This is a genomic window from Massilia genomosp. 1 (assembly GCF_011682185.1).
In the GTDB taxonomy this organism is placed as follows: domain Bacteria; phylum Pseudomonadota; class Gammaproteobacteria; order Burkholderiales; family Burkholderiaceae_D; genus Telluria_A; species Telluria_A rubra.
On sequence record NZ_WHJF01000010.1, the window covers coordinates 1 to 24939 of the forward strand.

20 protein-coding genes and 2 pseudogenes are annotated in these 24939 nt (G+C 63.9%); 7 read left to right on the forward strand and 15 right to left on the reverse strand.

Annotation, left to right across the window (positions count from 1 at the left end):
- Nucleotides 1-165 precede the first annotated feature (165 nt).
- Together tsaD and F1735_RS05645 are read left to right on the forward strand one after the other, a co-directional pair.
- Nucleotides 166-1206 carry a tRNA (adenosine(37)-N6)-threonylcarbamoyltransferase complex transferase subunit TsaD gene (gene tsaD, locus F1735_RS05640; protein WP_167236021.1) on the forward strand — a complete coding sequence of 347 codons (1041 nt, stop codon included), beginning with the start codon at nucleotides 166-168 and terminating at the stop codon, nucleotides 1204-1206.
- Nucleotides 1207-1313: 107 nt separating this feature from the next.
- Complete coding sequence (locus F1735_RS05645; protein ID WP_167236022.1) at nucleotides 1314-2159, forward strand: endonuclease/exonuclease/phosphatase family protein; 846 nt, start codon at nucleotides 1314-1316, stop codon at nucleotides 2157-2159.
- Nucleotides 2160-2188: 29 nt separating this feature from the next.
- Here F1735_RS05645 and F1735_RS05650 read toward each other — a convergent pair.
- The 6 genes and pseudogenes from F1735_RS05650 to plsY all read right to left on the reverse strand — a co-directional run.
- Nucleotides 2189-2807 (reverse strand): annotated as a pseudogene (locus tag F1735_RS05650) (ABC transporter ATP-binding protein); the annotation flags it as partial.
- A gap of 1 nt (nucleotide 2808) precedes the next feature.
- Entirely contained in the window at nucleotides 2809-3579 is a 771-nt protein-coding gene (gene ntrB, locus F1735_RS35480) for a nitrate ABC transporter permease (protein ID WP_373888479.1), read from the reverse strand.
- Nucleotides 3559-4206, reverse strand: a pseudogene (locus tag F1735_RS36365) (CmpA/NrtA family ABC transporter substrate-binding protein); the annotation flags it as partial. The gene ntrB and the pseudogene F1735_RS36365, both read right to left, overlap by 21 nt.
- Before the next feature lie 204 nt (nucleotides 4207-4410).
- Nucleotides 4411-4701, reverse strand: coding sequence for a DUF427 domain-containing protein (locus tag F1735_RS05660; RefSeq protein WP_167236024.1), 291 nt, complete (start codon nucleotides 4699-4701; stop codon nucleotides 4411-4413).
- A 1-nt stretch (nucleotide 4702) separates the two neighbouring features.
- Nucleotides 4703-5377 carry a DsbA family oxidoreductase gene (locus F1735_RS05665; RefSeq protein WP_167236094.1) on the reverse strand — a complete coding sequence of 225 codons (675 nt, stop codon included), beginning with the start codon at nucleotides 5375-5377 and terminating at the stop codon, nucleotides 4703-4705.
- Nucleotides 5378-5437: 60 nt separating this feature from the next.
- Nucleotides 5438-6055 carry a glycerol-3-phosphate 1-O-acyltransferase PlsY gene (gene plsY / locus F1735_RS05670; RefSeq protein ID WP_167236025.1) on the reverse strand — a complete coding sequence of 206 codons (618 nt, stop codon included), beginning with the start codon at nucleotides 6053-6055 and terminating at the stop codon, nucleotides 5438-5440.
- Between the two features lie 273 nt (nucleotides 6056-6328).
- On the opposite strand from plsY, the gene F1735_RS05675 reads away from it, so the two are divergent.
- On the forward strand, nucleotides 6329-7579 hold the full coding sequence (locus F1735_RS05675) for a TerD family protein (RefSeq protein ID WP_167236026.1): 1251 nt from the start codon (nucleotides 6329-6331) through the stop codon (nucleotides 7577-7579).
- A gap of 188 nt (nucleotides 7580-7767) precedes the next feature.
- Here F1735_RS05675 and F1735_RS05685 read toward each other — a convergent pair whose 3' ends face one another.
- Both F1735_RS05685 and F1735_RS05690 read right to left on the reverse strand, forming a co-directional pair.
- On the reverse strand, nucleotides 7768-10212 hold the full coding sequence (locus F1735_RS05685; RefSeq protein WP_167236027.1) for a M66 family metalloprotease: 2445 nt from the start codon (nucleotides 10210-10212) through the stop codon (nucleotides 7768-7770).
- 240 nt (nucleotides 10213-10452) lie between these two features.
- Nucleotides 10453-10944, reverse strand: a complete 492-nt coding sequence (locus tag F1735_RS05690; protein ID WP_167236095.1) for an aminoacyl-tRNA deacylase — start codon at nucleotides 10942-10944, stop codon at nucleotides 10453-10455.
- Between the two features lie 38 nt (nucleotides 10945-10982).
- On the opposite strand from F1735_RS05690, the gene F1735_RS05695 reads away from it, so the two are divergent.
- The gene (locus F1735_RS05695; RefSeq protein ID WP_167236028.1) at nucleotides 10983-11954 is read left to right on the forward strand and encodes an endonuclease/exonuclease/phosphatase family protein; all 972 of its coding nucleotides are present in this window, start codon (nucleotides 10983-10985) and stop codon (nucleotides 11952-11954) included.
- Here F1735_RS05695 and F1735_RS05700 read toward each other — a convergent pair.
- Entirely contained in the window at nucleotides 11951-14428 is a 2478-nt protein-coding gene (locus F1735_RS05700; RefSeq protein ID WP_167236029.1) for a sensor domain-containing protein, read from the reverse strand. The two genes, F1735_RS05695 and F1735_RS05700, sit on opposite strands and share 4 nt — an antisense overlap.
- A 341-nt stretch (nucleotides 14429-14769) precedes the next feature.
- Between F1735_RS05700 and F1735_RS05705 the strand changes: the two genes are divergently transcribed.
- From F1735_RS05705 to F1735_RS05715, 3 genes are all read left to right on the forward strand, one after another.
- Nucleotides 14770-16005: an efflux RND transporter periplasmic adaptor subunit gene (locus F1735_RS05705; protein ID WP_167236030.1), complete on the forward strand. Its 1236-nt coding sequence runs from the start codon at nucleotides 14770-14772 to the stop codon at nucleotides 16003-16005.
- Between the two features lie 4 nt (nucleotides 16006-16009).
- Nucleotides 16010-19135 carry an efflux RND transporter permease subunit gene (locus F1735_RS05710; RefSeq protein WP_167236031.1) on the forward strand — a complete coding sequence of 1042 codons (3126 nt, stop codon included), beginning with the start codon at nucleotides 16010-16012 and terminating at the stop codon, nucleotides 19133-19135.
- 95 nt (nucleotides 19136-19230) lie between these two features.
- Nucleotides 19231-19689, forward strand: a complete 459-nt coding sequence (locus F1735_RS05715; protein ID WP_167236032.1) for a nuclear transport factor 2 family protein — start codon at nucleotides 19231-19233, stop codon at nucleotides 19687-19689.
- Between the two features lie 93 nt (nucleotides 19690-19782).
- Here the strand turns inward: F1735_RS05715 and F1735_RS05720 are convergent, their stop codons facing one another.
- From F1735_RS05720 to F1735_RS05745, 6 genes are all read right to left on the reverse strand, one after another.
- Nucleotides 19783-19947: a hypothetical protein gene (locus F1735_RS05720; protein WP_167236033.1), complete on the reverse strand. Its 165-nt coding sequence runs from the start codon at nucleotides 19945-19947 to the stop codon at nucleotides 19783-19785.
- A gap of 235 nt (nucleotides 19948-20182) precedes the next feature.
- The gene (xerD, locus tag F1735_RS05725; RefSeq protein ID WP_167236034.1) at nucleotides 20183-21088 is read right to left on the reverse strand and encodes a site-specific tyrosine recombinase XerD; all 906 of its coding nucleotides are present in this window, start codon (nucleotides 21086-21088) and stop codon (nucleotides 20183-20185) included.
- Nucleotides 21061-21582: a methylated-DNA--[protein]-cysteine S-methyltransferase gene (locus tag F1735_RS05730; RefSeq protein ID WP_167236035.1), complete on the reverse strand. Its 522-nt coding sequence runs from the start codon at nucleotides 21580-21582 to the stop codon at nucleotides 21061-21063. The genes xerD and F1735_RS05730 overlap by 28 nt, the downstream gene beginning before the upstream one ends.
- A 316-nt stretch (nucleotides 21583-21898) precedes the next feature.
- Entirely contained in the window at nucleotides 21899-23179 is a 1281-nt protein-coding gene (locus tag F1735_RS05735) for a TRAP transporter large permease (RefSeq protein WP_167236036.1), read from the reverse strand.
- Entirely contained in the window at nucleotides 23176-23745 is a 570-nt protein-coding gene (locus F1735_RS05740) for a TRAP transporter small permease (protein ID WP_167236037.1), read from the reverse strand. Before F1735_RS05740 ends, F1735_RS05735 begins: the two co-directional genes overlap by 4 nt.
- Nucleotides 23746-23832: 87 nt before the next feature.
- Nucleotides 23833-24825, reverse strand: coding sequence for a TRAP transporter substrate-binding protein (locus F1735_RS05745; protein WP_167236038.1), 993 nt, complete (start codon nucleotides 24823-24825; stop codon nucleotides 23833-23835).
- Between the last annotated feature and the right edge of the window lie 114 nt (nucleotides 24826-24939).

Consider the following 24939-nt stretch of genomic DNA (forward strand, 5'->3'; position numbering starts at 1 on the left):
GGGCTCCACGCACTGGCATGCACCGCATCACTTGCGCGCGCCCCCCCCGGCGGCGCGGCGGCTGCGCCCTTAAGCCCCCCCCTCACCCCCGGCGTTCCCGCGCAGGCGGGAACGACGGGGCAGTGCTTTACAATGGCGCATTCCCTCTTATCTTCCGTACCCTCCATGATTGTTCTCGGCGTTGAATCCTCCTGCGATGAAACCGGCCTTGCGTTGTACGACACGCAACGCGGCTTGCTCTCCCACGCCCTGCATTCGCAGGTCGCCATGCACGAGGAGTACGGCGGCGTGGTGCCGGAACTGGCCTCGCGCGACCATATCCGGCGCGCCATCCCGCTGCTCGAAGAAACCCTCGCGCGCGCCGGCGTGGCCATGGCCGACATCGACGCCATCGCCTATACCCAGGGCCCGGGCCTGGCCGGTGCGCTGCTGGTCGGCTCGTCGATCGCGTGCAGCCTCGCGCTGGCGCTCGACAAGCCGGTGCTCGGCGTGCATCACCTCGAAGGCCACCTGCTCTCGCCGCTGCTGGCGAGCGATCCGCCGCAGTTCCCCTTCATCGCGCTGCTCGTTTCGGGCGGCCATACGCAGCTGATGCGGGTCGATGGCGTCGGCCAGTACACCCTGCTCGGCGAAACCCTGGACGACGCGGCCGGCGAGGCGTTCGACAAGTCGGCCAAGCTGCTCGGCCTGGGCTACCCCGGCGGCCCGGCGATTTCGCGCCTGGCCGAATTCGGCGATCCGCTGGCCTACAAGCTGCCGCGCCCCATGCTGCACTCGAAAGACTTCAACTTCAGCTTCTCGGGCCTGAAAACGGCGGTGCTGACGGTGGTGAAGAACCACCAAGAAAAAGTCATCGCCAATATCTGCGAACAGGACAAGGCCAACATCGCGCGCGGCTTCGTCGACGCCATCGTCGATGTGCTGACCGCCAAGTGCGTCAGCGCGCTGCGCCATACGGGCCTCAAACGGCTGGTGATCGCCGGCGGCGTGGGCGCCAATTCGCAACTGCGCGCCTCGCTCAACGCGGCGGCGTCGGCCAAGAAATTCCGCGTGTTCTATCCGGAGCTGGAATTTTGCACCGATAACGGCGCCATGATCGCCTTTGCCGGCGCCATGCGCCTGCAAATCAACCCCGCCGCGGCCACGCGCGACTACGGCTTCAATGTGCGCCCGCGCTGGCCGCTCGACGAGATCAAGGTGGTCTGACCAACACCGGCGCGGCGCACGCGCGCAGCGGACGACGATCCTACCGTGTACCGTATTTTTCCAAAGAATGGCACACTCGCCCGGTTCTGTTTTTCCGGAGGTGCTGTATGCGTGTTGTTAGCTGGAATATTCACTGGGGTTGCGGCAAGGATGGCAGGATCCGCATCCACGCCATCATCGATGTGTTGCGCAAATTAAATCCCGATGTGATTTGCCTGCAAGAAGTTGCCTCAAATCATGCGGAGCTCGAAGGCAACGCGACATCCAACCAGTTCCGCCAGTTGGCGGGCGCCTTCGGCGGCTACCAGCCGGTGATCGAACCGACCAGCGAAATCTACCAGAACAACCTGCCGCGCCAGTTCGGCAATATGTTGCTCTCCAAATACCGCATCAACCAGGTACACCGCTACCTGCTGCCGTGGCCGCCCGATCCGAACAGTCCGGCCGGCATGCCGCGCGGGCTGATCGAAGCCGTCATCGACGCCCCCGGCGGCAAGGTGCGCGTGCTGACCACGCACCTGGAATATTACTCGCCGCTGCAGCGCATGGCGCAGGTGCGGCATCTTAAATATCTGCACTGGGAAGCGTGCGAACGGGCGCGCATCTTTCAACCGGACCCGAGCATGGATTCGCCCTACCAGCTCGGTTTCCGCCCCGGTTCCGCGATCTATTGCGGCGACTTCAACTTCACGCCCGATTCGCCCGATTACCAGGAATTGATCGCGCCCGACGACAGCATCGCGCTGCCGCTGGTGGACGCCTGGCGCCTGCGCCATCCGGAGATCGCGCGCGCGCCCACCGCCGGCTTGCATGGCTTCAAGTGGCCGGAGCGGGCCGATTGCTTCGACTACTTTTTCGTCACGAACGATCTGGCGCAGCGCGTGACGGAGGTGGAAGTGCAGTCGGAAACGGCGGCCTCGGACCATCAGCCGATCGTGCTCGATATCGCCTGACAGGCTGCTGCGCCGTTGCCCTACGCCGCCTGCGGCCGCGCCAGCGCTACCCGCACGATGTCGCCGATGGTGGCGGCCGGCCCGTTGCTCATCATCACGATGCGGTCCGACAGCAGCACCGCCTCGTCCACGTCGTGGGTCACCATCACCACGGTGGAACCGGTGCGGGCCACGATGCGCAGCAATGCATCTTGCAGGTGCGCGCGGGTGAGGGCGTCGAGCGCGCCGAAGGGCTCGTCCATCAGCAGCACCTTCGGTTCGATCGACAGCGCGCGGGCGATACCGATGCGCTGCTTCATGCCGCCCGGGATGTCATTCGGCCGCTTGCGGGCCGCCGCGCCCAGGCCCACCAGCGCCAGCGCCGCCGTGGTGCGCTCGCGCATCTGGCTGCCCGACTCCTTGCCCGCGAACACGCGCTCGACCGCCAGGTACACATTCTCGAAGCAGCCCAGCCAGGGCAACAGCGCGTGATTCTGGAACACCACGCCGCGCTCGGGCGATGGTCCTGCCGCAGCCCGAGTGGCCGATCAGGGTGACGAACTCGCCCTGCGCCACCGTCAGGTTGACGTTGCTGAGCGCGTGAAAGCGGCCCTTGCGGGTGTCGAACACCATCTCGGCGTGCTGCACTTCAATGAATTTCTTGTTCATATCAGGTCCCCGCTTCGTCGTAGGTAAAGGCCTTGGCCAGCGTCACCAGGGCAAGTTCGAGCACCAGCCCGCCCACGCCGATGACGACGATGGCGATGATGATGTGCGGCACGTTCAGCTTGTTCCACTCATCCCACACCCAGAAGCCGATACCCACGCCGCCGGTCAGCATCTCGGCCGCGACGATCACCAGCCAGGCGGTGCCGGTGACCAGGCGCACGCCGGTCAGCATGTGGGGCAGCGCCGAGGGCAGCAATATCTTTGTGAAAATTTTCCACTCCGACAGTTGCAGCACGCGCGCCACGTTCATGTAATCCTGCGGCACGCGCCGCACGCCGCTAGCGGTGTTGACGATCATCGGCCAGATCGAGCAGATGAAAATCGACCAGATCGCCGCCGGGTCGGCCGACTTGAACACCAGCAAGCCGATCGGCAGCCAGGCCAGCGGCGAGACCGGCTTGAGCAAGCTGATGATCGGATTGAACATGCCCGCCAGAAAGCCGAAACGCCCGGTCAGGAAGCCAAGCGGAATCCCGACCGCCGCCGCCAAGCCGAAACCGAGCGCCACCCGCTTGAGCGAGGCCAGGATATTCCAGCCGATGCCCTGGTCGTTGGGGCCGTTGCGGTAGAAAGGGTCGGCGAACATGCGCAGCGCTTCGGCCAAGGTGACGGCGGGCGATGGAAAGCTGCTATTGTTGAGCGACAAAATCTGCCACAGCAGCACCAGCAAGCCCAGGTCCACGATGGCGCGGTGGTTCCACGGCTCGCCCACGCAAAAGCCGTCCATATTGCCGAGCCGCATATTGCCCACCATCTGCGGCTGCGGCACGGTGACGACCTTGGCATCCTTGAGCGGGTTGATGCCGTAGGTGGCCAGCCAGTACAGCCACATGGCGTGGGTGCCGGTCGGAAAAGTCTGGGCGAAGGCATACTCGCGCTTGTCCGCTTGCATCAGTTTGGCGAGGGAGGCGCCGTCCACGCCGCCTTTGTCGGCCACTTTTTTGGAGAGGGTGATGGCCTGGCCCTTGTGGTTCAGGTTCATCAGCACCGCCATGTCCTTTTTGGCGCCGCCCACGCCCATCTGGACGCCATACAGCAAGCCATAGAGCACATGCGCGGCGTCGAGTTCGCCGTTGACCAGTTTGTCGCGGACGCTGGCCCAGGACGATTCCTTGCTCAGGATGATCTTGATGCCGTACTTTTTATCGAAGCCGAGCACCGAGGCCATGACCACGGAGGCGCAGTCGCTCAGGGGGATGAAGCCGACCTTGATTTCTTCTTTTTCGGGTTTGTCGGAACCGGCGGCGAACACGCCGCCGCCGGCAAGGCCGGTCAAGGAGACGGCGCCGGCCTTGAGCAGGGTGCGGCGGGACAGCTTGGTGGTGCGGTCTGTGCTCATGGTTCCCTCGTTTGGCAAGCGAGGCGCGGACCTGCGCCGTTAGCAACAGCATCAGCAAGTGGCGTGCCAGCGGGAAACGAGAGTGAGGGAGAGTGAATTGAACGGCCAGAGGCGCCGGGATGGGCGGTTTTGTGTACCGTTAGTGTACGGCGCAGCAAAACGGGAAGCCGGTTCCGGCAATGCCGGAACCGATGGCTTGTCAGGTCAACGCTGAACGGTCACACCCTTCCAGAACGCTACATGCCCGGCAATCTGCCTGGCCGCATCGAACGGCGCGCGGTAGGTCCACACCGCGTCGCGATTGGTTTGACCATCGACCAGCAAACTGAAATAGTTCGCCGTCCCCTTCCACGGGCACTTGGTCTCGGTCGCGCTCGGCTGCAGATAGTCTTGCTTCACCGCCGACATCGGGAAATACACATTGTTTTCAACGATCTGCACCTGCTCATCCGATGCTTCGGCGATCACGGCGCCGTTCCAGCTGGCTGTTGGCATCTTATTGCTCCGTTGACGTGAGGTGGTCTGTGGATTCGGCCGCGATCTGGCGCAGCGCCTGCTCGAACACTTCCGGCGGCTGTCCGCCGGAAATCAGATGCCGGTCGTTGATGATGATCGCCGGCACCGAATGGATGCCTTGCTGCTGGTAGAACTGCTCGCGCTCGCGCACCTCGGCGGCGTAGGCGCCGCTGGCGAGCACCTCGGCCGCCGCCGCCGCGTCCAGGCCCGCTTCGCCCGCCACGCGGGCCAGCACGGCATGGTCGCCAGGGCTGTCGCCCTTGCTGAAGTAAGCTTCGAACAAGGCCATTTTCAGTTCGCGCTGGCGCCCCTGCTGCTCGGCCCAGTGCAGCAAACGGTGCGCGTCGAAGGTGTTGTAGATGCGGCTGCGCGCATCCATGTCGAAGGTAAAGCCCAGCTCGGCCCCGCGCGCGCGGATCATCTCGCGCGTCTGCGCGCCCTGCTCCGGCGTGGCGCCGTATTTTTCGGTCAGGTGTTCGCCGATATCCTGGCCTTCGGCGACCATGCGCGGATTGAGTTCAAACGGTTGGAAGTGCAGTTCGGCGCTGGCCACGCCGTCCAGGCGGCCAATCGCCTGTTCCAGCGACTTGAGGCCAATCACGCACCAGGGGCAGGAGATATCGGATACAAAATCAATTTTCAGCTTGGTCACCAGGGGCTCCAGTCAGTCGGGCGTTCCATTCTAGCGCCAAGCGACGCAAGCGACATGCACACCCTATTTTTTGGCCTCGCCCGATTTGCTGCCGATCTTGCTTTCCTTGCCGGCCATCAAGTTCGCGATGTTCTGGTTGTGGCGGTACAGCAGCAGCGAACTCATCGCCACGACGGCGAAAAACAGTTCGTTGATGCCGAACATGACCCCGACATACAGCGGTGCGAACACCGATGCCACCAGCGCCGCCAGCGACGAATAACGGAAGGTGTAAGCCACCGCCAGCCACACCAGCGCGGTCGCCAGGCCCAGCCAGATGTTGATCCCGAGCAGCACGCCGAGCGCGGTCGCCACGCCCTTGCCGCCCACGAAGCGGAAGAACACCGGCCACAGGTGCCCCAGGAAGACCGCAATGGCCACCAGCGCGATGCCGGCCGTGCCCACGCCAAACTTGGGCGCCAGCAAAATCGCCAGCCATACCGCGAACCAGCCCTTGGCGGCGTCGCCGATCAGGGTGGCGATCGCCGCGCCCTTGTTGCCGCTGCGCAGCACGTTGGTCGCGCCCGGGTTTTTGGAACCGTAGGTGCGCGGATCGGACAGGCCATACACGCGGCTCATCACCACGGCGAAGGAAATCGAGCCGATCAGGTAGGCGACGATGGCGAAAATTGCTGTATTCATGATTGTCTCTCGTGTTGTGAACAGGCGCCACGCGCCGGGCGTGAATATACACCATAGTCGCGGCCCGATTACCCCGGCCGCAACGCATGCCCGCGCCGGCATCGCTTCCACCCCGTCAACAGTTGGCGCGCAGCGACAGCGGGACGCTGCACGGAGCGCATGCCTATTGCGCAAAAGAAACGACGATCCGTGCAATATTGGCTTCTTTGCACGCTATAATTCCCGCACGCGGCGTGTGCTGACCGTTCGCGTTACCACTTTTTGAGGATGAACATGAACGAGATAGGACGCGGGCAAAAAGGGAAGCTGGCCGACATAGGCTGCTCCGGCCCCTTCAACGTGACGGTGGAGATGGCGCCGGCCGGGCTGGTGATCGACGTTGCTTGCTTCGGGCTGGACGCCAACAGCCGCCTGTCGGACGAGCGCTTCATGATCTTCTTTAACCAGAAGGCCAGCCCGGCCGATGCCGTCAGGTACGACACGCGCGGCGACGCCAGCATCTTCGCCATCGACCTGGCCAAACTGCCGGCGACCATCGAGCGCCTGGTGTTCGCCGCCTCGATCGACGGCGAGGGCAACATGAAGCGCCTCGGGCACAGCGCGATGACCCTGGGCACGGCGCGCTTCGGTTTTTCCGGCGCCGACTTCGACACCGAAAAAGCGGTCATCGTGGGCGAACTGTACCTGCGCGACGGCGCCTGGCGCTACGGCGCCGTGGGCCAGGGCTTTGCCGGCGGCCTGTCGGCCCTGCTCGCCCATTACGGCGGCGCGGAAGATACCGGCGCCAAGGCGCCGGCTGCACCCGCACCGGCGCCGGCGCCCGCCGCGCCCAAGGTGTCGCTGTCCAAGGTCACCCTGACCAAGCCCGGCGAACGGCATGTGGTCTCGCTGGTCAAAGGCGCGGGCGCGCCCAAAAAACTGGTGGTGCGCGCCACCTGGCGGGACAACGGCGACAGCAATAGCAACAACGACGACCTCGACCTGCGCGTCGGCGTGCTGCTGCCCGACGGCCGCATGAACTTCATCACCGCCCCCGACCGCGCCGGCGCCTTCGACAAGGCGCCCTACGTGCATCACATGGGCGACGTCCAGGTGGCCTCCGCCAAGCAGCCGGCCACCGAAACGGTCGAGGTCAATCCGGCCCTCGCCCAGCTCTCGGGCGGACGCGTGGCGCTGGTGTTCAGCGTCTACTCGGCGGTGGGCAATGGCTCGGTGTCGGTGGCCTCGCTCAAGCCTATCATGCGCATGGAGTACGGCGAGCAAGTGGTTGAATGCGCCTTCGACTTCAACGGCAGCAAGGCGGCCACGAGCAGCAGCGTGTACACCTACGTGATCGGCACGGCGATGATCGACGGCGACCAGATTTCGCTGGGGCCGTCGGGCCAGACCTCGGAGCCGGGCAGCGAGAATACGCCTTGGCTGCAGTGGGACGGCGAGCGCGTGCTCGTCACCATGGACGGCCCGATGGTATTCAAGGGAAAAGGCTTTGATGGCTTCAACGGCAGTTCGTACAGATACTCCTGACGGGCCGGGCCAGGTTCCCGGTCGAAGCCTTGCGGTCGCCGTGCATCGGCACGATCGGCGCCTTGGCCGCCTCGTCCTGCATCAACAGCGTCTTGTCGCCTGCGCCAGCACCGCTAGCTCGTCGCTCGACATGCAAAAGCAAAACGGCCCTTGCGGGCCGTTTTCTGTGACGAGGGCTTAATCGCCCCTTACTCGGCCCCGCTGGCGCGCGGCTGCTTGACGAGCACCGAATTGACGCCATCGGACAGGCTCAATTCGAACGCGCCACCGGCCGGCAAGGGACCCAGCGACAAGACCGCGCTCCCCCCTTGCAGATCCTGCGCCAGGGTCGAGCGCCCGGCATCGTTGACCACGGTCACGGTCAGGTAGGGATAGCTCGCGCGATCCCAGTTCAGTTGCACCGTGCCGGCTTGCTCGCGCACCCGCACCAGCGCTGCCTGGCCCTGGGCACTGTTTTCCGGAACCGGACGGGCGCTCGCCTGCATCAGCTTGGCCATGCCCTTGAGCACCGAGATACTGACGATCGGACCCGGATTCGGAATCGCGAAGCTGAAGTTGTGCGCTGCCGCTTCGTCGGCATGGTCGACCACCAGGGTGGCGAACGGATACGCGAGCGTGCCTTTGCCGGTCACGATGCGCAAGGTGTACTCGCCCATGGCCGGCAGGCTGGCACGGCCGACGAACGATTTCAGTGGCGACAGGCTTGCCTTGTCGCCGCTGATCTGGCCGCTGATCAGCACCAGGTCCTGCGCTGCGGCGCTCACCGCCGACGTCCTGAGCGCGTCGGCCGGGGTCAGGAATGCCTGCATCAAATGGGTGTTGTAGTCCGAAAAGGTGCTGCCTCCGCAATAACTCATGATGTCATGGAGATTCGGGCTGCGCGGATCGAAGAACGCCCCACGGCTGAACAGATAACCCCAGGTGTAATGGTTGCCCGTGCCCAGTTGCGCGTTCGGGTAGGGATACTTCGGGTCCGGCGAGCCGGCGCCGCCGCAAGCGGCGTGGTTCAGGCGGTAGTTGTGGCCCAGTTCGTGGACGACGGTGCCGCGCAAGCCGTCTTCGCTCATCGACGGAATATCGGCGGCCACGCCGGCATTGCCCGGCACATAGGCCAGGCCGGCCAGGCCGTAACTGGCTTTCGGAATGATGCCGAAGTAATGCTGGCGATTGTTGGCGCCTTCCAGGCGGTGCAAATCGCCGATTTCGCCCAGGATCTTGCCGAACGCGGTACGCCATTCGGCCTCGGTGGCAGGCAGGCGGGTCACGCGCGACGAGACATACGGCGCGCGGCCGCTCTGGTTCACGGCCGACACCGGAATGCGGTCCTGCACGAAGTCGCGCAGATTGCTGACGACCTTGCCGACCGAGCTGCCGATCTGGACCGGAATCACGATCAGGTCCATCGGCACGCCGCCGCCCACCCTTGGATTGATGGTCATGCTCTGGCCATTCGACAGGACCACGCTCAGGCGCAGGCCGGGACGCACCAGCTCGGCGGGCACGATGCCGATGTACGAGGTGTTCCTGTCGGGCACGACGGGCACGCTGGCAGGCAGCGCACCGGCAGGTTTGCTCAAGGCGATCTCGCGCAGCACATTGCCGTTCGCATCCTTGACCTGGATTTTGCCGTCCGGCTTGGCCAGCGCTGGATTGTTGCTCAGGGCGTTGACCTTGACCATCACCGCCTTGCTGTTAATCAGGATCAGGGCGCTGTCGCTGCTGTCGAACAGCTGCGATTGCGCCAGCTCGATGCTGCCGATGCGTGGATCGCCGACAACAGGTGGCGTGGCGTCGGCAAGCGGTGCGCCGGGGATATAGCAGTTTTTCACCAGGCCCGGGGCCGGGTTGGCCATGGCGGGACCCACGGCGCAATCGACGCCATCGGTCTTGGTATAGGTGTAATACTTGCCCTCCGCCCCGAACAGCACCGCATTGGTGCCGCTGAAATTGCAGCGGCCGCCTTCGGTGGCGCACAAGGTCCATGTGACGGGGGCGCTGTCGCAGCGCTTGGCGATGCCTGGCGTCGGATCGCCGAAGACATTGCTGTTGCAAGCGACGCCGCCGGTCGCCGTCTTGCTCATGAAGCTGGTGCCGGAACCGAAGCGCACGGTGCGCGTATCGGTAAAGGTACACTGGGCGCCCTCGACGCTGCACGCTTTCCAGGCGCTGGTGACGTCGCAATGCTTGGCTACGCCCGGCGCCGGATCGCCGAAGGTGGCGCTGTTGCACGCGGCGCCCCAGCCAAGCGTCTTGCTGACGAAGCGCTCGCCCGCGCCATAGCGCACGGTCTGGTTGCCATTGAAAACGCAACTGCTGTTTTCGTTGGCGCAAAATGTCCATTGCGTGGTCGAGGCAGCGGCGGCCACGCCCATGGTGGTGGCGTTGGCGATCGGGGCGACGCCAGGCTCGGCGGTGGCGTTGGCAGCGGTGTCGGCGACGTTGGCGCCGCCTCCGCTCATCACGCCGGCCACTGCGACATCGGGAGCAGCGGCGCCAGCGGCGCTGACGACAGGCGGCGGCGTGTCCGCCCCGGCTGCGCGGCCGGGGCCGGATGCGCCGGTGTTATCGCCGCATGCGGTCAACACCCCGCTGGTGAGGGCAAGGATTGCCAGGTAGTTCAACAGACGTCTCATATCAACTCCGGTTCAGCGTTTCAGGATCTATATATATGCAACTTGGGTGCGTATTATCCTGCCGGACTGGACCGTGCTAACGTTTGAGCACGCGATTTTTCACATTTCCATGAACTATTTGCAATAAAACCACGTATCTTTGTGAGAATTGGACATTTTCACAACGATGGTGGCGCGCAGCAACGCCAATAATGACAGTATTCCATTGCCGGGTGCGGCCGGCCATGACGCAGTATCGGCCTATTCTTCCAGCGCGCACAGCACCGGCCGCGCCGCCAGCAGCGCCACCAGCACCTGCGGCGCGATGCCGACCAGATAGCCGCGCCGGCCGCCATTGATATAGATCTTGTCGAGCGCCAGGATGCCTTGCTCCACATACACCGGCAAGGCCTTCCGGGTGCCGAATGGCGAGGTGCCGCCGATCTGGTAACCGGAATGGCGCTGCGCCACCTCCGGCTTGCACGGCTCGACCGACTTGCAGGGAATCGCGCGCGCCAGGTTCTTGGTCGAGACCTTGCAGTCGCCGTGCATCAGCACGATCAGCGGCCTGGCCGCCTCGTCCTGCATCACCAAGGTCTTGACCACCGCATGTTCGGGCACGCCAAGCTCGCGCGCCGACACCGAGGTGCCGCCATGTTCTTCATACGGATACGGGTGTTCCGAGAAATCGACCCGGTGCTTGCGCAGGAACTGCGTCGCCGGGGTTTCGGAAATATGCTCTTTCTTGGCCATGCGTGATACGCTCAACGTTCAATGAGGAGTTTCTTATTATGCAGCAAGAAATTCGCTTTGCCACGTTTAACCTGTACAACCTCGCCCCACCGGGCGTGAAGCTGTACGACAATCTCTTGCCCACCACCCCGGCGGAGTACGAGGCCAAGCTGGACTGGACCGCGCGCCAGATCGACCTGCTCGACGCCGACGTGATCGGTTTCCAGGAGATTTTTTCGCAGGCCGCCCTGCTTGCCGCGCTGGCGCGCACCCGCCGCTACCGCGACGCCGTCCATGTCGGCTTCGATCCCGATCCGGCCGCCGAACGCCTCACGCCGAGCGTGGCGCTGGTGTCGCGCCTGCCGCTGGCCGCGCCCGGCGTGGCACACCTGGCGTTTCCCGAGGGCGTGGCGCTGCCGCCCGGCAGCCGCGAGGCCGACCGCTTTTCGCGCGCCGTGATCCATGCGCCGGTGATCGTCTCGCCCGACTGTACGGTCGATGTGGTGGTGGTACACCTCAAGTCCAAGCGGCCCGACTACAACACCGGCAACAGCAGCGGCGCCAACAGCGACGATGCGCAACTGTACGCGCTGGCCTGCCTGCGCTCGCTGATCCGGCGCGGCACCGAGGCCGCCGCCCTGCGCGTGTTGTTGAGTCAATTAGCCAAAGAAAACCGCCGTCCGCGCGTGGTGCTGGGCGACTTTAATGACGTGGCCGACGCGGTGAGCACCATGCTCGTGCTGGGTAACGGCAACACTCTGGGCGAGCGCATGTTCGACGCCTACCAGTTGCAGCAACGGCAAGACCATCTGCGCCACGTGGGCTTTTCCATCTTGCACGACAGCCACTACACGACCATCGACCACATCCTGGTGTCGGAAGAATTCAACGCATCCTTGCCCAACGCCATCGGCGACGTGGTGGACGTGGTCTACCTGAACGACCACGTGGTGCTGGAACTGCCCGAGGCGTCCGACCACGGCCAGGTGCTGGCGCGCATCCGCCTGTTCGACGGCCCGCGCGGGGCTTAACGGGGGCGCGGCTTGAGGTCCGGCTCGGTCGAGGCCATGCTGGCGTAAAAGCCCTGGTAATCGTCGCAGCCGTGCTGCTGTAAAAACATCAGCTGCTCGGCCGTCTCGACCCCCTCGGCGATCACGCGCAGCTTGAGGCTGCGCGCCACCGCGATGATGGCCGGGATCAGGGTGGCCGTGGTATCGTCCTGCGGAATCTCGTCCACGAACGAGCGGTCGATCTTGAGCTTGGTCAGCGGGTAGCGGCGCAAGAAGTTCAGGCTCGAATAGCCGGTGCCGAAGTCGTCGATCGTCAGCTGCACCCCGCGCCCGCGCAGGGCGGCGACGGTGGCCGCGGTCGCCTCGTCGCCGCGCATGATGACGCTTTCGGTGATTTCCAGGTCGAGGAACTCGGGCGCCAGCCCGGACAGGCGCAGCGCTTCATCGACGCTGTGTACCAGCCCGCCGTGCAGGAACTGCGCGCCGGACAGATTGACCGCCACCACCACCGGGCAGCCTTCATCGCGCCACGCGCGCGCCTGCGAACAGGCCTGGCGCAGCACCCACTCGCCGATCGGCACCATCAGCCCGCATTCTTCGGCCACCGGGATGAACTGGTGCGGCATGAGCAGCCCGCGCTGCGGATGACGCCAGCGCAACAGCGCTTCGACGCCGATGGTCAGGCCGCTGGCGATGTTGACCTCGGGCTGGTATTCCAGGAAGAACTCCTGGTTCGACAGCGCGTGCCGCAATTCGTTCTCGATCTGGACCCGCTCGATGACATGCGCGTTCATCTCGGCGTTGAAAAAACTGAAGGCGTTGCGCCCGTTCTGCTTGGCGTGATACATGGCCACGTCGGCATGCCGCAGCAGGGTATCGACGTCGAGCCCGTCGTCCGGGCAGATCGCGATGCCGATCGAGACCGACAGGCTGATCGTGTGGCCATTGCCGCGCACCGGCTGCGCCACCGCGCGCATGACGCTGGTGGCCACGTGGGCGGCCTGGTCGACCCCGCCGATGTCGGCCAGGATCACCACGAACTCGTCGCCGCCCTGGCGGCTGACCGTATCGACCCCGCGCACGCAGCCGGTCAGGCGCGTGGCCACTTCCTTGAGCACGGCGTCGCCCACGTGGTGGCCGAAACTGTCGTTGATGCCCTTGAAGCGGTCCAGGTCGAGGAACATGACCGCCACCTTGTTGTGCTGGCGCCGCGCCGACACCAGCGCCTGCTGCAGGCGGTCGAGGAACAGCACGCGGTTCGGCAGGTCGGTCAGGAAGTCGTGCTCGGCCAGGTGGCGGGTCTGTTCCTCGGCCCGCTTGCGCTCGGTGATGTCGCTCATGATCGCCATGTAATTGGAGACCTGCTCGACGCTGTCGCGGATCGCCGTGACCGCCACCCACACCGGGTAATCTTCATCGCCGCGTCGCACGCAGCAGACCTCGCCTTCCCAGTGGTCGTGGACGGCGACAAAATCCCAGATCTGCTGGTAGAACGAGGTTGCGTGCATGCCCGAATGCAAGCCCGGCACTTCGCCGCCCATCACCTCGCCCGCCTCGATGCCGGTCAGCACGGTGAAAGCGTGGTTCACGGCAATGACCCGGTAATGGCGGTCGGTGATCAGGATGGCGTCGCGCGAATTTTCGAACACGCGCGCCGCCATGGCCAGCGCATGCTCGGCCGCCTTGCGCGGGGAAATGTCGCGCAGCACCGCGTAGGACAGGAATTCGTGGTCCAGGGTGACCGAGGTGAGCAGCACTTCGGCCCAGATATGGGTGCCGTCCGCCAGGCAAAATTCCCACTCGTAGCGATAGTTGCCATCGATGAAAGCGCGCGCCGTCAGGGCGGCGTCGGCCACCACCGAGGTTTCGCCGGTGGCCTGCACCGCGGGCGAAAAATCGAGCAGGGTCTTGCCGACGATGTCTTGCTTGCCGCCGCAGCGGAACAGCGCCACGGCGGCCGGGTTGGCGTCGACGATGCCGTTGCCCTTGAGCACGATGGCGTCGGTCGAGCGTTCGAACAACTGGCGGAAGTTGGCGCCCGCCTCGACCAGGCTCGCTTCATCGACCTTGCGCTTGCTGATGTCGACTTCCATGCAGAACAGCTGCTGCGTCACGCCATCGCGCAGCACCGGGAAGTAGGTCGAGTACAGCCAGCGCTCGGTACCGTCCTCGCGCCGGATGTGCCAGTCGCGCGGCGGCGCCGTGCGGCCGGTCTTCCATACAGTCTCGAGCGTGTTGCGGAAGTCTTCTTCGCGGTCCAGGTGCGAGGCCAGGCTGGTCAGGGGCCGCCCGACCGCGTCGGCCGCGCTGATGCCGAACACGTCGGCGCAGGTATGGTTCCAGTAGCGCACGATGCCGTTGCGGTCGGTGCTGTGCACGGCCACCGTCGGCGCCAGTTCAAGGGCAGCGACGAAGCGGTACAGGACGTCGAGCGCGTCGCGCCCTGGTCCTTCCGGTTCGATACTGCCCGCTTCGGCAGGTTTGTTAGCACTCACGGTAATCCCTTCATCTCATTGGCCAAGGCCGGCGGCTGGCCGGTCCGTATCGTGAATCAATAGTTAGACCCATTCTGACCACGCGGGTTCGGTTCCGTTTGCGCGCACGCAAAGCCAAGGCCGGGAGAATTGTTTCTTACTAGCAAAATTTGCGCTTTGTCGGGTTTTTTTGCAGTTCATCGTGCCGGAACGGCGCTCTGTCGCATTCGGCGTGCGCGCGGTACGCGCATTTTCTATAGTGACAATATGCGCACCTGCCTCCATCCTGCACCCAGGACGGAGCGGCGGCGCTCCCGAATCGCCTCCAGCCACCCGTCCGACCAGAAGAAGACCACGCCACCATGAAACTCGAGACCTTGCCCAGCGCGCCGGCCCAGATTCCCCTTCGCAAGCCACGCTGGCGCGCCCCCGCGCTCGGCGTGCTGGTCGTCGCCGCCAGCGCCGGCGCCTGGTTCGCCCTGGCCGGCCCCAAGCCGGCCGGGGCCACCGCGAAACAGGAGGCCTTGGCGGCCGCCAAGGCGGAGCCGGTATACGAACTGGCGCGGGCCGACGTGGCGGCGGTTGCTAGCGCCGCCCTGAGCGTCAACATGCCGCTGTCCGGCTCGCTGGCGCCGCTGACCCAGGCCACCGTCAAGTCCAAGGTCTCCGGCCAGGTGCTGGAAACGACCGTGCAGGAAGGCATGAACGTGAGCGCCGGGCAAGTCCTGGCGCGCCTCGACCAGGCCGACCAGAAAGCGCGCCTGGCGCAGCAGCAAGCCGCGCTCGACGAGGCCAGCGCGCGCCTGTCGATGGCCACCAAGAACAATGCCAACAGCGGCGCTTTGCTGGCGCAAAAATACATTTCGCAAAACGCTTACGACACCACCGACAACAGCGTGGCGCTGGCGCGCGCCAGCGTGCGCGCGGCCCAGGCCCAGGTCGACCTGGCGCGCATCGCCTTGAACGACACCGTCATCCGCGCGCCGCTGGCCGGGGTGGTCAGCAAGCGCCACGTGCAGGCCGGCGACAAGCTCTCGCCCGACATGGCGGCGTTTTCCATCGTCAACCTGCGCCAATTGACGCTGGAGGCGCAGGTGCCGGCCTCCGACATTCCGCGTGTAAAAATCGGCCATGAAGTACACTTCCGGGTCGACGGCTATCCGGCCCGCACCTTTGCCGGCAAGGTGACGCGCATCAACCCGACCACCGAAACCGGTTCGCGCGCGATGCTGGTCTATATCAGTGTCGACAATGCCGACGGCGCCCTGCGCGGCGGCATGTTCGCCAAGGGATCGATCACCACGCAAAAGTCGGCCGTGCGCCCGCTGCTGCCGTTCGCGGCCCTGCGCAAGGACAAGGAAAAGGACGTGGTCTACGTGGTCGAAGCCGGCAAGGTGGTGTCGCGCCCGGTCACCCTGGGCCTGCGCAACGAGGATGAAGGCATGGTCGAAGTGACCGAAGGCATCGAACCGGGCGCGCGCGTGATCACCGCCAGGCTGGACGCGGTCAAGCCGGGCAGCCAGGTCAAGCTCAGCGAGCCGGCCGCCACCGCCACCGCCGACACGGCGCCGGCGGCCCCCGCCGCCCCGAAAGGTTGACACCATGTGGATCACAACAACCAGTATCAAGAATCCGGTGTTCGCCACGATGGTGATGGTGGCGCTGGTCGTGCTCGGCCTGTTCTCGTACCGCCGGCTGGGCGTGGAAAGCATGCCCAACGTCGCCATTCCGGTGGCCTACGTGCAGGTCAACTATCCCGGCGCCTCGCCCGAACAGGTCGAGAACGACATCACCCGTCCGCTCGAAGACGCCATCAACACCGTCAGCGGCGTGAAGAAAATCCGCAGCAATTCCTGGGAAGGCCGGGCCGGGGTGCAAGTCGAATTCCACCTGTCGACCAATATGGACAAGGCCATGACCGACATGCGCGACAAGATCGGGCTGGCGCGCCCCGGCTTTCCGAAGGAAGCCAAGGAACCGTTCATCGCCCGTGAAGAAGGCGACAACAGCCGCGCCATCGTCGAACTGTCGCTCATGTCCGACACCCGCACCCTGCGCGAACTGTCGACCCTGACCGAGCAAGTCATCACCAAGCGCCTGCAAGGCGTGGCGGGCGTCGGCCAGGTGCGCGTACACGGCACCACCAACCGCCAGATCCTGGTGCATATCCGGCCCGACGGCCTGACCAGCCAGAACATCGGCGTGGACGAAGTGCTGCGCGCAATCCAGAGCACCAACACCAATCTGCCGGCCGGCAATATCGCGTATGGCGCGGCCGAACGGCTGGTGCGCATCGAAGGCAAGATCAAGGATGCGCGCGGCTTTAACAAGATCATCGTGGCGCGCCGCGCCAGCGGCCCGGTGTACCTCGACCAGGTGGCCGACGTGATCGACGGCGAGCAGGAAGAAACCTCGATCTCGCGCATCAACGGCAAGCGCGCCATCACGCTCGAAGTGACCAAGATCCAGGACGCCAACGTGGTCGAAGTGGGTACCGCGATCAAGAAGGCGGTCACCGCGCTCGGCACCACCTTGCCGGCCGATATACACCTCGCCATCGTCGAAGACCAGTCCGAGCGCGTGCAAAAGCAGCTCGACAACGTCAAGCGCACCATCATGGAAGGCGCGCTGCTGACCATGCTGATCGTGTTCCTGTTCCTGCACTCGTGGCGCAGCACCATCATCACCGGCTTGACGTTGCCGATTTCGGTGATGGCCAGCTTCATCGCCATGAAGTTCTTCGGTTTCACGCTCAACTTCCTCACCCTCATGGCGCTGTCGCTGTGCATCGGCCTGTTGATCGACGACGCCATCGTGGTGCGCGAAAACATCGTGCGCCACCTCGGCATGGGCAAGAGCCACCACCAGGCCGCCAACGACGGCACCAACGAAATCGGGCTGGCGGTGATGGCCACCACGTTTGCGATCGTGGCCGTGTTCGTGCCGGTCGCTTTCATGGAAGGCATCATCGGGCGCTTCTTCCTGCAGTTCGGGATCACGGTGGCGGTGGCGGTAATGGTGTCGCTGTTCGTCAGCTTCACGCTCGACCCGATGCTCTCGTCGGTGTGGCGCGACCCGGTCAAGGACCGTTTCAAGTACCTGCCCTGGCTCGGGCGCGGCATGGAGAGGATCGAGCATGGCATCGAACGCCTGCACCTCTGGTACGGCAAGGTGCTGGAACTGGCGCTGCGCTGGCGCAAGGCCACCCTGGCGCTGGCGGCCGCCCTGTTCGTCGGCAGCCTGGCCTTGACCCCGCTGATCGGCGGCGAGATGTTCCCGGAAACCGACGACGGCTATATCCACATGGAGTTCAAGGCCCCGGTCGGGTCGAGCCTGGAATACACCGACCAGAAGATGCAGCAGGTCGAAGCGGCGCTCAAGGAGTTCAAGGATATCGATAGCGCGATCACCACCGTGGGCACCGACAACGGGCGCCACACGGCCCAGATGAACCTGAAACTGAGCGACCGGAACAAGACCCGCCGGCGCTCGCAGAAGGAAGTCGAACGCCTGATCCGCGCGCGCCTGGAGTCCATCGCCGGGATCACCATGTCGGTCGGCTGGAAGCCGATCTTCATCGCGATCCTGGGCCAGGATGAAGCGAAACTGGACGCCGTGGCGCACCAGCTGATGGACAAGATGCGCGCCATCAAGGGCATCGCCGACCTGGAATACAGCCAGGAGGGCGCCAATCCGGCCACCATCGTCAAGATCAACAACGAGCTGGCCAGCGACCTGGGGCTGTCGACCCAGCAGATCGGGCTGGCGCTGCGGCCTTTTGTTGCGGGCGACCAGATCAGCCGCTGGCTGGCGCCGGACGGACAGAATTACGACGTCAACGTGCAGTTGCCCAAGTCGGGGCGCCAGAAGGTGGCCGACCTGGCCGACCTGTCGGTGGCCTCGAGCAAGCGCGATGCCGATGGCAATCCGGTGATGGTGCCGCTGCGCCAGGTGGTCCAATTCGTGGCGTCGACCAGCCCCCAGGTGCTCAAGCGCCAGGCGCTGGAACGGCGGGTGGCGATCTATGCCAGCGCCGAAGGGCGTCCGACCGGCGACGTGGATGGCGACGTCAAGCTGGCCATGAAGAGCATCGCGCTGCCCGACGGCGTGCGTTTCGACGTCGGCGGCGACGCCGAGCAGATGGCCGAAACCATGGGCGCGGCCGGCGCGGCGCTGGGGATCGCGGTGATCTTCATTTACCTGGTGCTGGCCTCGCAGTTCGGCAGCTTCCTGCAACCGATCGCGATCATGGTGTCGCTGCCCTTGTCGATGATCGGGGTGCTCATTGCCCTGCTGGTGACCGGCAGCACCCTGAATATTTTCTCGGTGATCGGGATTGTGATGCTGATGGGGCTGGTGACCAAGAACGCGATCTTGCTGGTCGACTTCACCAATCACGGCCAGCGCGAGGGCAAGAACCAGCACGACGCGATCCTGGAAGCGGGGCAAGTGCGCCTGCGGCCGATCCTGATGACGACCCTGGCGATGATCTTCGGGATGCTGCCGATGGCGATCGGCATGGGCGACGGCGGCGAATCGCAGGCGCCGATGGGACGCGCGGTGATCGGCGGGGTGATTACCTCAACCCTGCTGACCTTGGTGGTGGTGCCGGTGGCGTACACTTACCTCGACAGCCTGGGCAAGCGCGCGGCGCGCTGGTTCAAGGGTGATCAACAGGACGAGCATGAGGGCCAGCATGACGAAGACAAGGTCGCGCTCGGCGTTTGACCAGGCGTGCTATTTTTGAATCGCAACACGCGTCGATGGCGTGGGGACCGGTTTGATGTTCCCATGCGCCTCGCGCCTGCCAACGAAGGATACCCATGCAACGCTGTTTACTGTTTTTGCTGTGCGCAACCGCACCGCTGATGGCGCAGGCGGCCGAGGCCACCGAGAATGCCTTGATCGAACGTGCGGTGCGCGACTATATCGAGTCGCAACACAAGGCCGATCCGGCGCGCATGGAACGCGGCCTCGATCCCAAGCTCGCCAAGCGCACCTACTGGCAGGCGGCCGACGGCACTGAATTCATCATGCAGACCGACTTCGACGCCATGCTCAAGGTGGCCAGGACCTACAACCGGGACGGTACAAAATTTCCGGCGCAGCCGCGGGTGGACATCAAGATCCTCGATGTCGACCAGCGGGTGGCAACCGTCAAGCTGAGCGCCGACGAGTGGATCGACTATATGCACCTGTACAAGAACCAGCGCAGCGAGTGGAAGATCGTCAATGTGCTCTGGCAATACCATGACACCGCACGCCAGGTGAACAAAAAGTAGGTTTGCCGGCCGCTGGCCGAGACGCTGCGCCGGCTGGCGGCCCGGCGCGAACCTGGCCGGACCCGCCTGCGCCAGTGGCCGGGAGAGGCCGGCCTATTCGGGCTTCGCTTCCTCGGCGTCATCCTCATCGGCCGCCTCATTGTCTTCACCACCAGGCGTCGTTTTGGCTTCCAGCTTGCGCTTGGCCTTCTCGTCCGCCTTTTTCTTTTTCTCTAATTCCCTCTGCCGCTTTTCGTACTGGAAATTAGTTTTAGCCATGGATCACCTCTTGGGTTATAAAAGAAAGGGGGTAGTAAGTTAAGTAAGTGCACATAAATTCTTGCAATTTCCAGCTTCCATCAGCGGCGCCTTGCTGTGTTGCCCACCGCTAGCAGTACACGCACTGCGTCGCGGCGTGCGCCTTGCAAGGCATCCGCTTCTGTTCGCTAAAAATCACAATAATTTCTGCACACTTACTTAGCATTATGACGCAGTTATGCGTTCGGCATTTGAATTAACCACGTGGGTGATGCTCGGCGTGCAGTCGCTTCATGCGCTCGCGCGCAACATGCGTGTAAATCTGGGTCGTCGAAATATCGGCATGCCCCAGCAGAAGTTGCACAACCCGCAAGTCGGCCCCGTGATTGAGCAAATGCGTGGCGAACGCATGGCGCAAGGTGTGCGGCGACAAGGGCGCCGTGATCCCCGCCGTGCCCGCATGCTTCTTGATCAGGATCCAGAACATCTGGCGCGTCATCGGTCCCCCGCGCCCGGTCACGAACAGCGCATCGTCCACCTGGCCGTTCAGGATGACGCCACGCGCCTCTTTCAGGTAGCGTTCGATCCAGCGGCGCGCTTCCTGGCCAAACGGCACCAGCCGCGTTTTACTGCCCTTGCCGGTGATGCGCAGCACGCCATCGTTCAGGCTCAGCTCCCTCATTTTCAAGGTCACCAGCTCCGACACCCGCAGACCGCTCGCATACATCACTTCGAGCATGGTGCGCTCGCGCAGCCCGAGCGGCGTGTTCACGTCGGGCGCCTGCAGCAAGGCTTCCACCTGCGCTTCGGTCAGGGTATGCACGAAACGCTGCGGCTGCTTGGCCGAGGCCATCTGCAAGCACGGATCGGCCGTCACCTCCTTGTTGCGCAGCGCCAGCTGGTAAAAGCGCTTGAGCACCGACAGGCGCCGGTTGGCCGTGCTCGGCTTGGACTCGGCATGGCGGTCGGAAAAATACGCTGCCAGCTCGCCAGAGCCGACCGCATGCAGGCTGGCCAGCGCCGGGCGCGTCACGTCCAGCCAGCGCGCGAACAGGCGCAGGTCGCGCCGGTAGGCGTCGATCGAATTCTTGGCCAGGCCCTGCTCGAGCCACAGCTGGTCGCAAAAGGCGTCGATCAGTTGAAGATTGATTGCTGTTGCCATGGTCCCTTGCCGGCCCCTTCGTGCGCGAGCAGCCAGCGCTTGACGCCCAGGTGGAAACCATGCTCATCGTCATGGTTCGAAAAGCCGCCCAGCCCGCCCGCGGCGGTGACCCGGTGGCACGCAATGATGATCGGAAACCAGTTGGCGCCGCATGCCTGCCCCACCGCGCGCGGGGCCGAGCCGATGTGCTTGGCGACCTGGCCGTAGGTGCGCACGGTGCCGCGCGGGATCGACGCGATCGCTTCCCACACCTTGCGCTGGAAGACGCTGCCGGCGTCCAGCAACGGCAAACTGAAGCGGAAATCGGGATCGCCCAGGTACTGCCCGAGCTGTTGCGCGGCCAGCGCGCCGACCGCATCGACCGCCTCTTTCGCACCAAAATGGGGCGGCAGGTACACCAGTTCGCGCACGCGGCCCGCGTCGGTGCGGATGCCGACCGCGCCGAAGGGCGCCTCCACGATGGCGGAAAAAATGTTCTCTGCTTGAGGGTTCATACCCGAGAGTATAGGCGCAGACGGCGTCAAACCAATCCGCCGCGCTTTGCGGCAGACGAAAAAAAACGCACCTCGCGGTGCGTTCCAAATTTTATTCACGTTCCCGGCTGTTTGGACATGCCAACAGCATTCTGTAAAACGCGTGTCTCCTCGATATTTCTCCGGTATGGACTACCGTTTCTTCTATCTTCCCACTCCCCCAACCTGCAATCCGTTCGCCCCCATCCGCACCAGTATGGTGCTGGATCGGTGCCCATCATAACTTATTTGATTTAAGAAAATGTGGCTTTTTTTTCACGGTGGGGGAAAATATATTTCACTTGTAAATTAAATTAGGCAGCCACAGCGAGATCTGTGGTACGTAGGTCACGATCACCAGGAAGCCGAGCATCGTCAACAGCCACGGCATCACCGCCACCGTCAACTCCGAAATGCCCATCTTGGTAATGCCCGAGGCCACGTACAGATTGAGCCCGACCGGTGGATGGCACATCCCCACTTCCATGTTGACGATGATCAGGATGCCGAAGTGTACCGGGTCGATGCCCAGCTTCATCGCCACCGGGAACAAAATCGGCGCCATGATCAGCACGATCGAGGACGGTTCCATCACGTTGCCCGCCAACAGCAGCAAGATATTCACCACCAGCAGGAAGCTGACCACCCCCAGGCCCTGGCCGGTAATCCAGGCCGCCATCGCTTGCGGAATGCCTTCGCTGGTCATCAGGAAAGAGAACAGCATCGCGTTGGTGATGATGTACAGCAGCATGGCCGACATCGACGCCGAATCGAGCAACACCTTGGCCACTTGCTTGAGCTTCAAGTCCTTGTAGACGAACACGGCGATGATGAAGGCGTACACCGCCGCCATCGCGGCCGCTTCGGTCGGGGTGAACTTGCCCGAATAAATCCCGCCCATCACGATGACAATCAGCAGCAAGCCCCAGGCGCTCTTGCGGAAGGCCACCCAGCGCTCGCCCCAGCTCGCCTTCGGCATGCGCGGATAGTTATGCTTGCGCGCCAGGAACCAGGTGGTCAGGCCCAGCAGGCTGGCCAGCATGATGCCCGGCACCACGCCGGCCATGAACAGCTGGCCGACCGAGGTATTCGTGGTCACCGAATACATCACCATCACGATCGATGGCGGAATCAAGATCCCGAGCGCGCCCGAGGTCGTGATGACGCCGGCGCCGAAGCCGCGCGGATAGCCCTGGCGCACCATGGCCGGCAAGATGATCGAGCCGATCGCCACCACCGTGGCCGGGCTGGAACCGGACACCGCCGCGAACAGCGCGCACGCGACCACGCCGGCCAGCGCCAGGCCGCCGTGCCAGTGGCCCACCATCGAGGTGGCGAAGTTGATCATGCGCCGCGCCACCCCGCCGTGCGTGAGGAAATTGCCGGCCAAAATGAAGAATGGAATGGCCATGATTTCGAACTTCTCGATGCCGGTAAACAGCTTGAGCGCGACCGACTGGATCGGCACGTCGGTCATGGTGAACAGGAAGGTCAGGACGGTCAGGCCGAGCGAGATCGAGATCGGCATACCCGTGAGCATCAGGACGATCAGCAGGCTGAAGATGATGAGGGCGCTCATGCGGCACCGCCTTTCGCCGCGGCGATCTCGTCTTCCAGGCCTTCGACATGGCCGTGATCATGCTTGGGCAACTCGCCGGTGCGGATGAAATGCACGGCCACCTGGAGGAAGCGGAAGCACATCAGGTAAGACCCGAGCGGCACCGCCAGGTACACCAGCCACATCGGCACTTCGAGGTCGGACGAGGTCTGGTCGGTATGCGCCATGTGCCAGACGAAATTGGCGCCCAGGGTGCCGACGATGGCGGTAAAGGTCGCGCCGGCCAAGAGGCCGAACACGATGAACTTGTTGCGCCAGCGGGTGTCCAGGCGGTTGATCAGCACATCGATGCCGACGTGGATGCCGGTGCGCACGCCGTAGGCCGCGCCGAACTTGGCCATCCAGACGAACATGTAGATGCACAGTTCCTGGGCCCAGCTGGTATTGACTTGAATCAGCCAGTCCTGCATCACGGGAATGGGCAGGCCGGACAGGTAGCGGTGGACCACCGCGACGAACACAACGAGCGTGGCTGCGCCCATCAGGCTCGCAATGATCCACTCTTCCAGATGGTCGAGAAATTTCATGTCGAATCCTTCAAAAAAAGGAAAGGGAAATGGGTGCGGCGCACGCCGGCGCACGCTGCACACAGCGGGCGCCGGGGACCTGTGTGTTTACTTCGCTGCTGCGGCCGTCTTGTTGATCGAACCGATCAGCTCAGCGCCGATGCGGCTTTCCATCTGCTTGTGCACCGGCAGCAGTACCTTGCGCCATTCGGCCTGTTCGGCGGCGGTGGGCGTGTAGATGGCGGTCTTGCCGGTTTTCTTGATCGCTTCCAGCGCCATGTCGTTATCGCGCTGGGCGATGGCTTTTTCGAACGTGGTGGCGTCGCGCATCGCGGTCGTCAGGCTGGTGCGTATATCGGCCGGCAAGCCATCCCAGAACTTCTTGTTGACGATCACGGCATAGCCCAGGTAGCCGTGGTTGGACAGGGTCACGTGCTTTTGCACTTCGTGCATTTTCTGGGTGAACATGTTCGACGGCGGATTCTCGGTGCCGTCGACCACGCCGGTCTGGAGCGCCTGGTACACCTCGGAGAAGGCCAGCACCTGCGGATTGGCGCCGAGTGCGCGCATCTGCGCGTCGAGCACCTTGGACGACTGGATGCGCAGCTTCTGGCCACGGAAATCGGCCGGCACGCGCAACTGCTTGTTGGCCGACATCACCTTGAAGCCGTTATCCCAGTACGCGAGACCGGTAATGCCCTTCGGCTCGAGCTTTTGCAGCAAGCTCTTGCCGATCGGGCCTTCGGTCACGCTGTACAGCGCGGCCTTGGTCGGGAAAATGTATGGCAGGTCGAACGCTTCGAATTCTTTCACGCCCAGCGGTCCGAACTTGGCCAGCGAGGGGGCCAGCATCTGCACCGCGCCCAGTTGCAGGGCTTCGAGCTCTTCCTTGTCCTTGTACAGCTGGCTGTTCGGGTAGACTTCCACCTTGACCCGGCCCTTGGTGGCTTTCTCGGCCAGCTCCTTGAAGCGCTCGGCGGCCTGGCCTTTGGGGGTGTCGGTTGCCACCACATGGCTGAACTTGATCACGATCGGCGCTTGCGCCCATGCATTGAAACTGACTGTAGCGGCAAGCGCGACGACGAACGACTTCATTTTCATACTTATCTCCATATTTACGAAAACCAACGTTTCTTGACCGCAATGCGGAATCCCGACCTACATTCTGCACTGCAACAGTGGATATCCACAATAGCCAGGACCGACAATTACGGA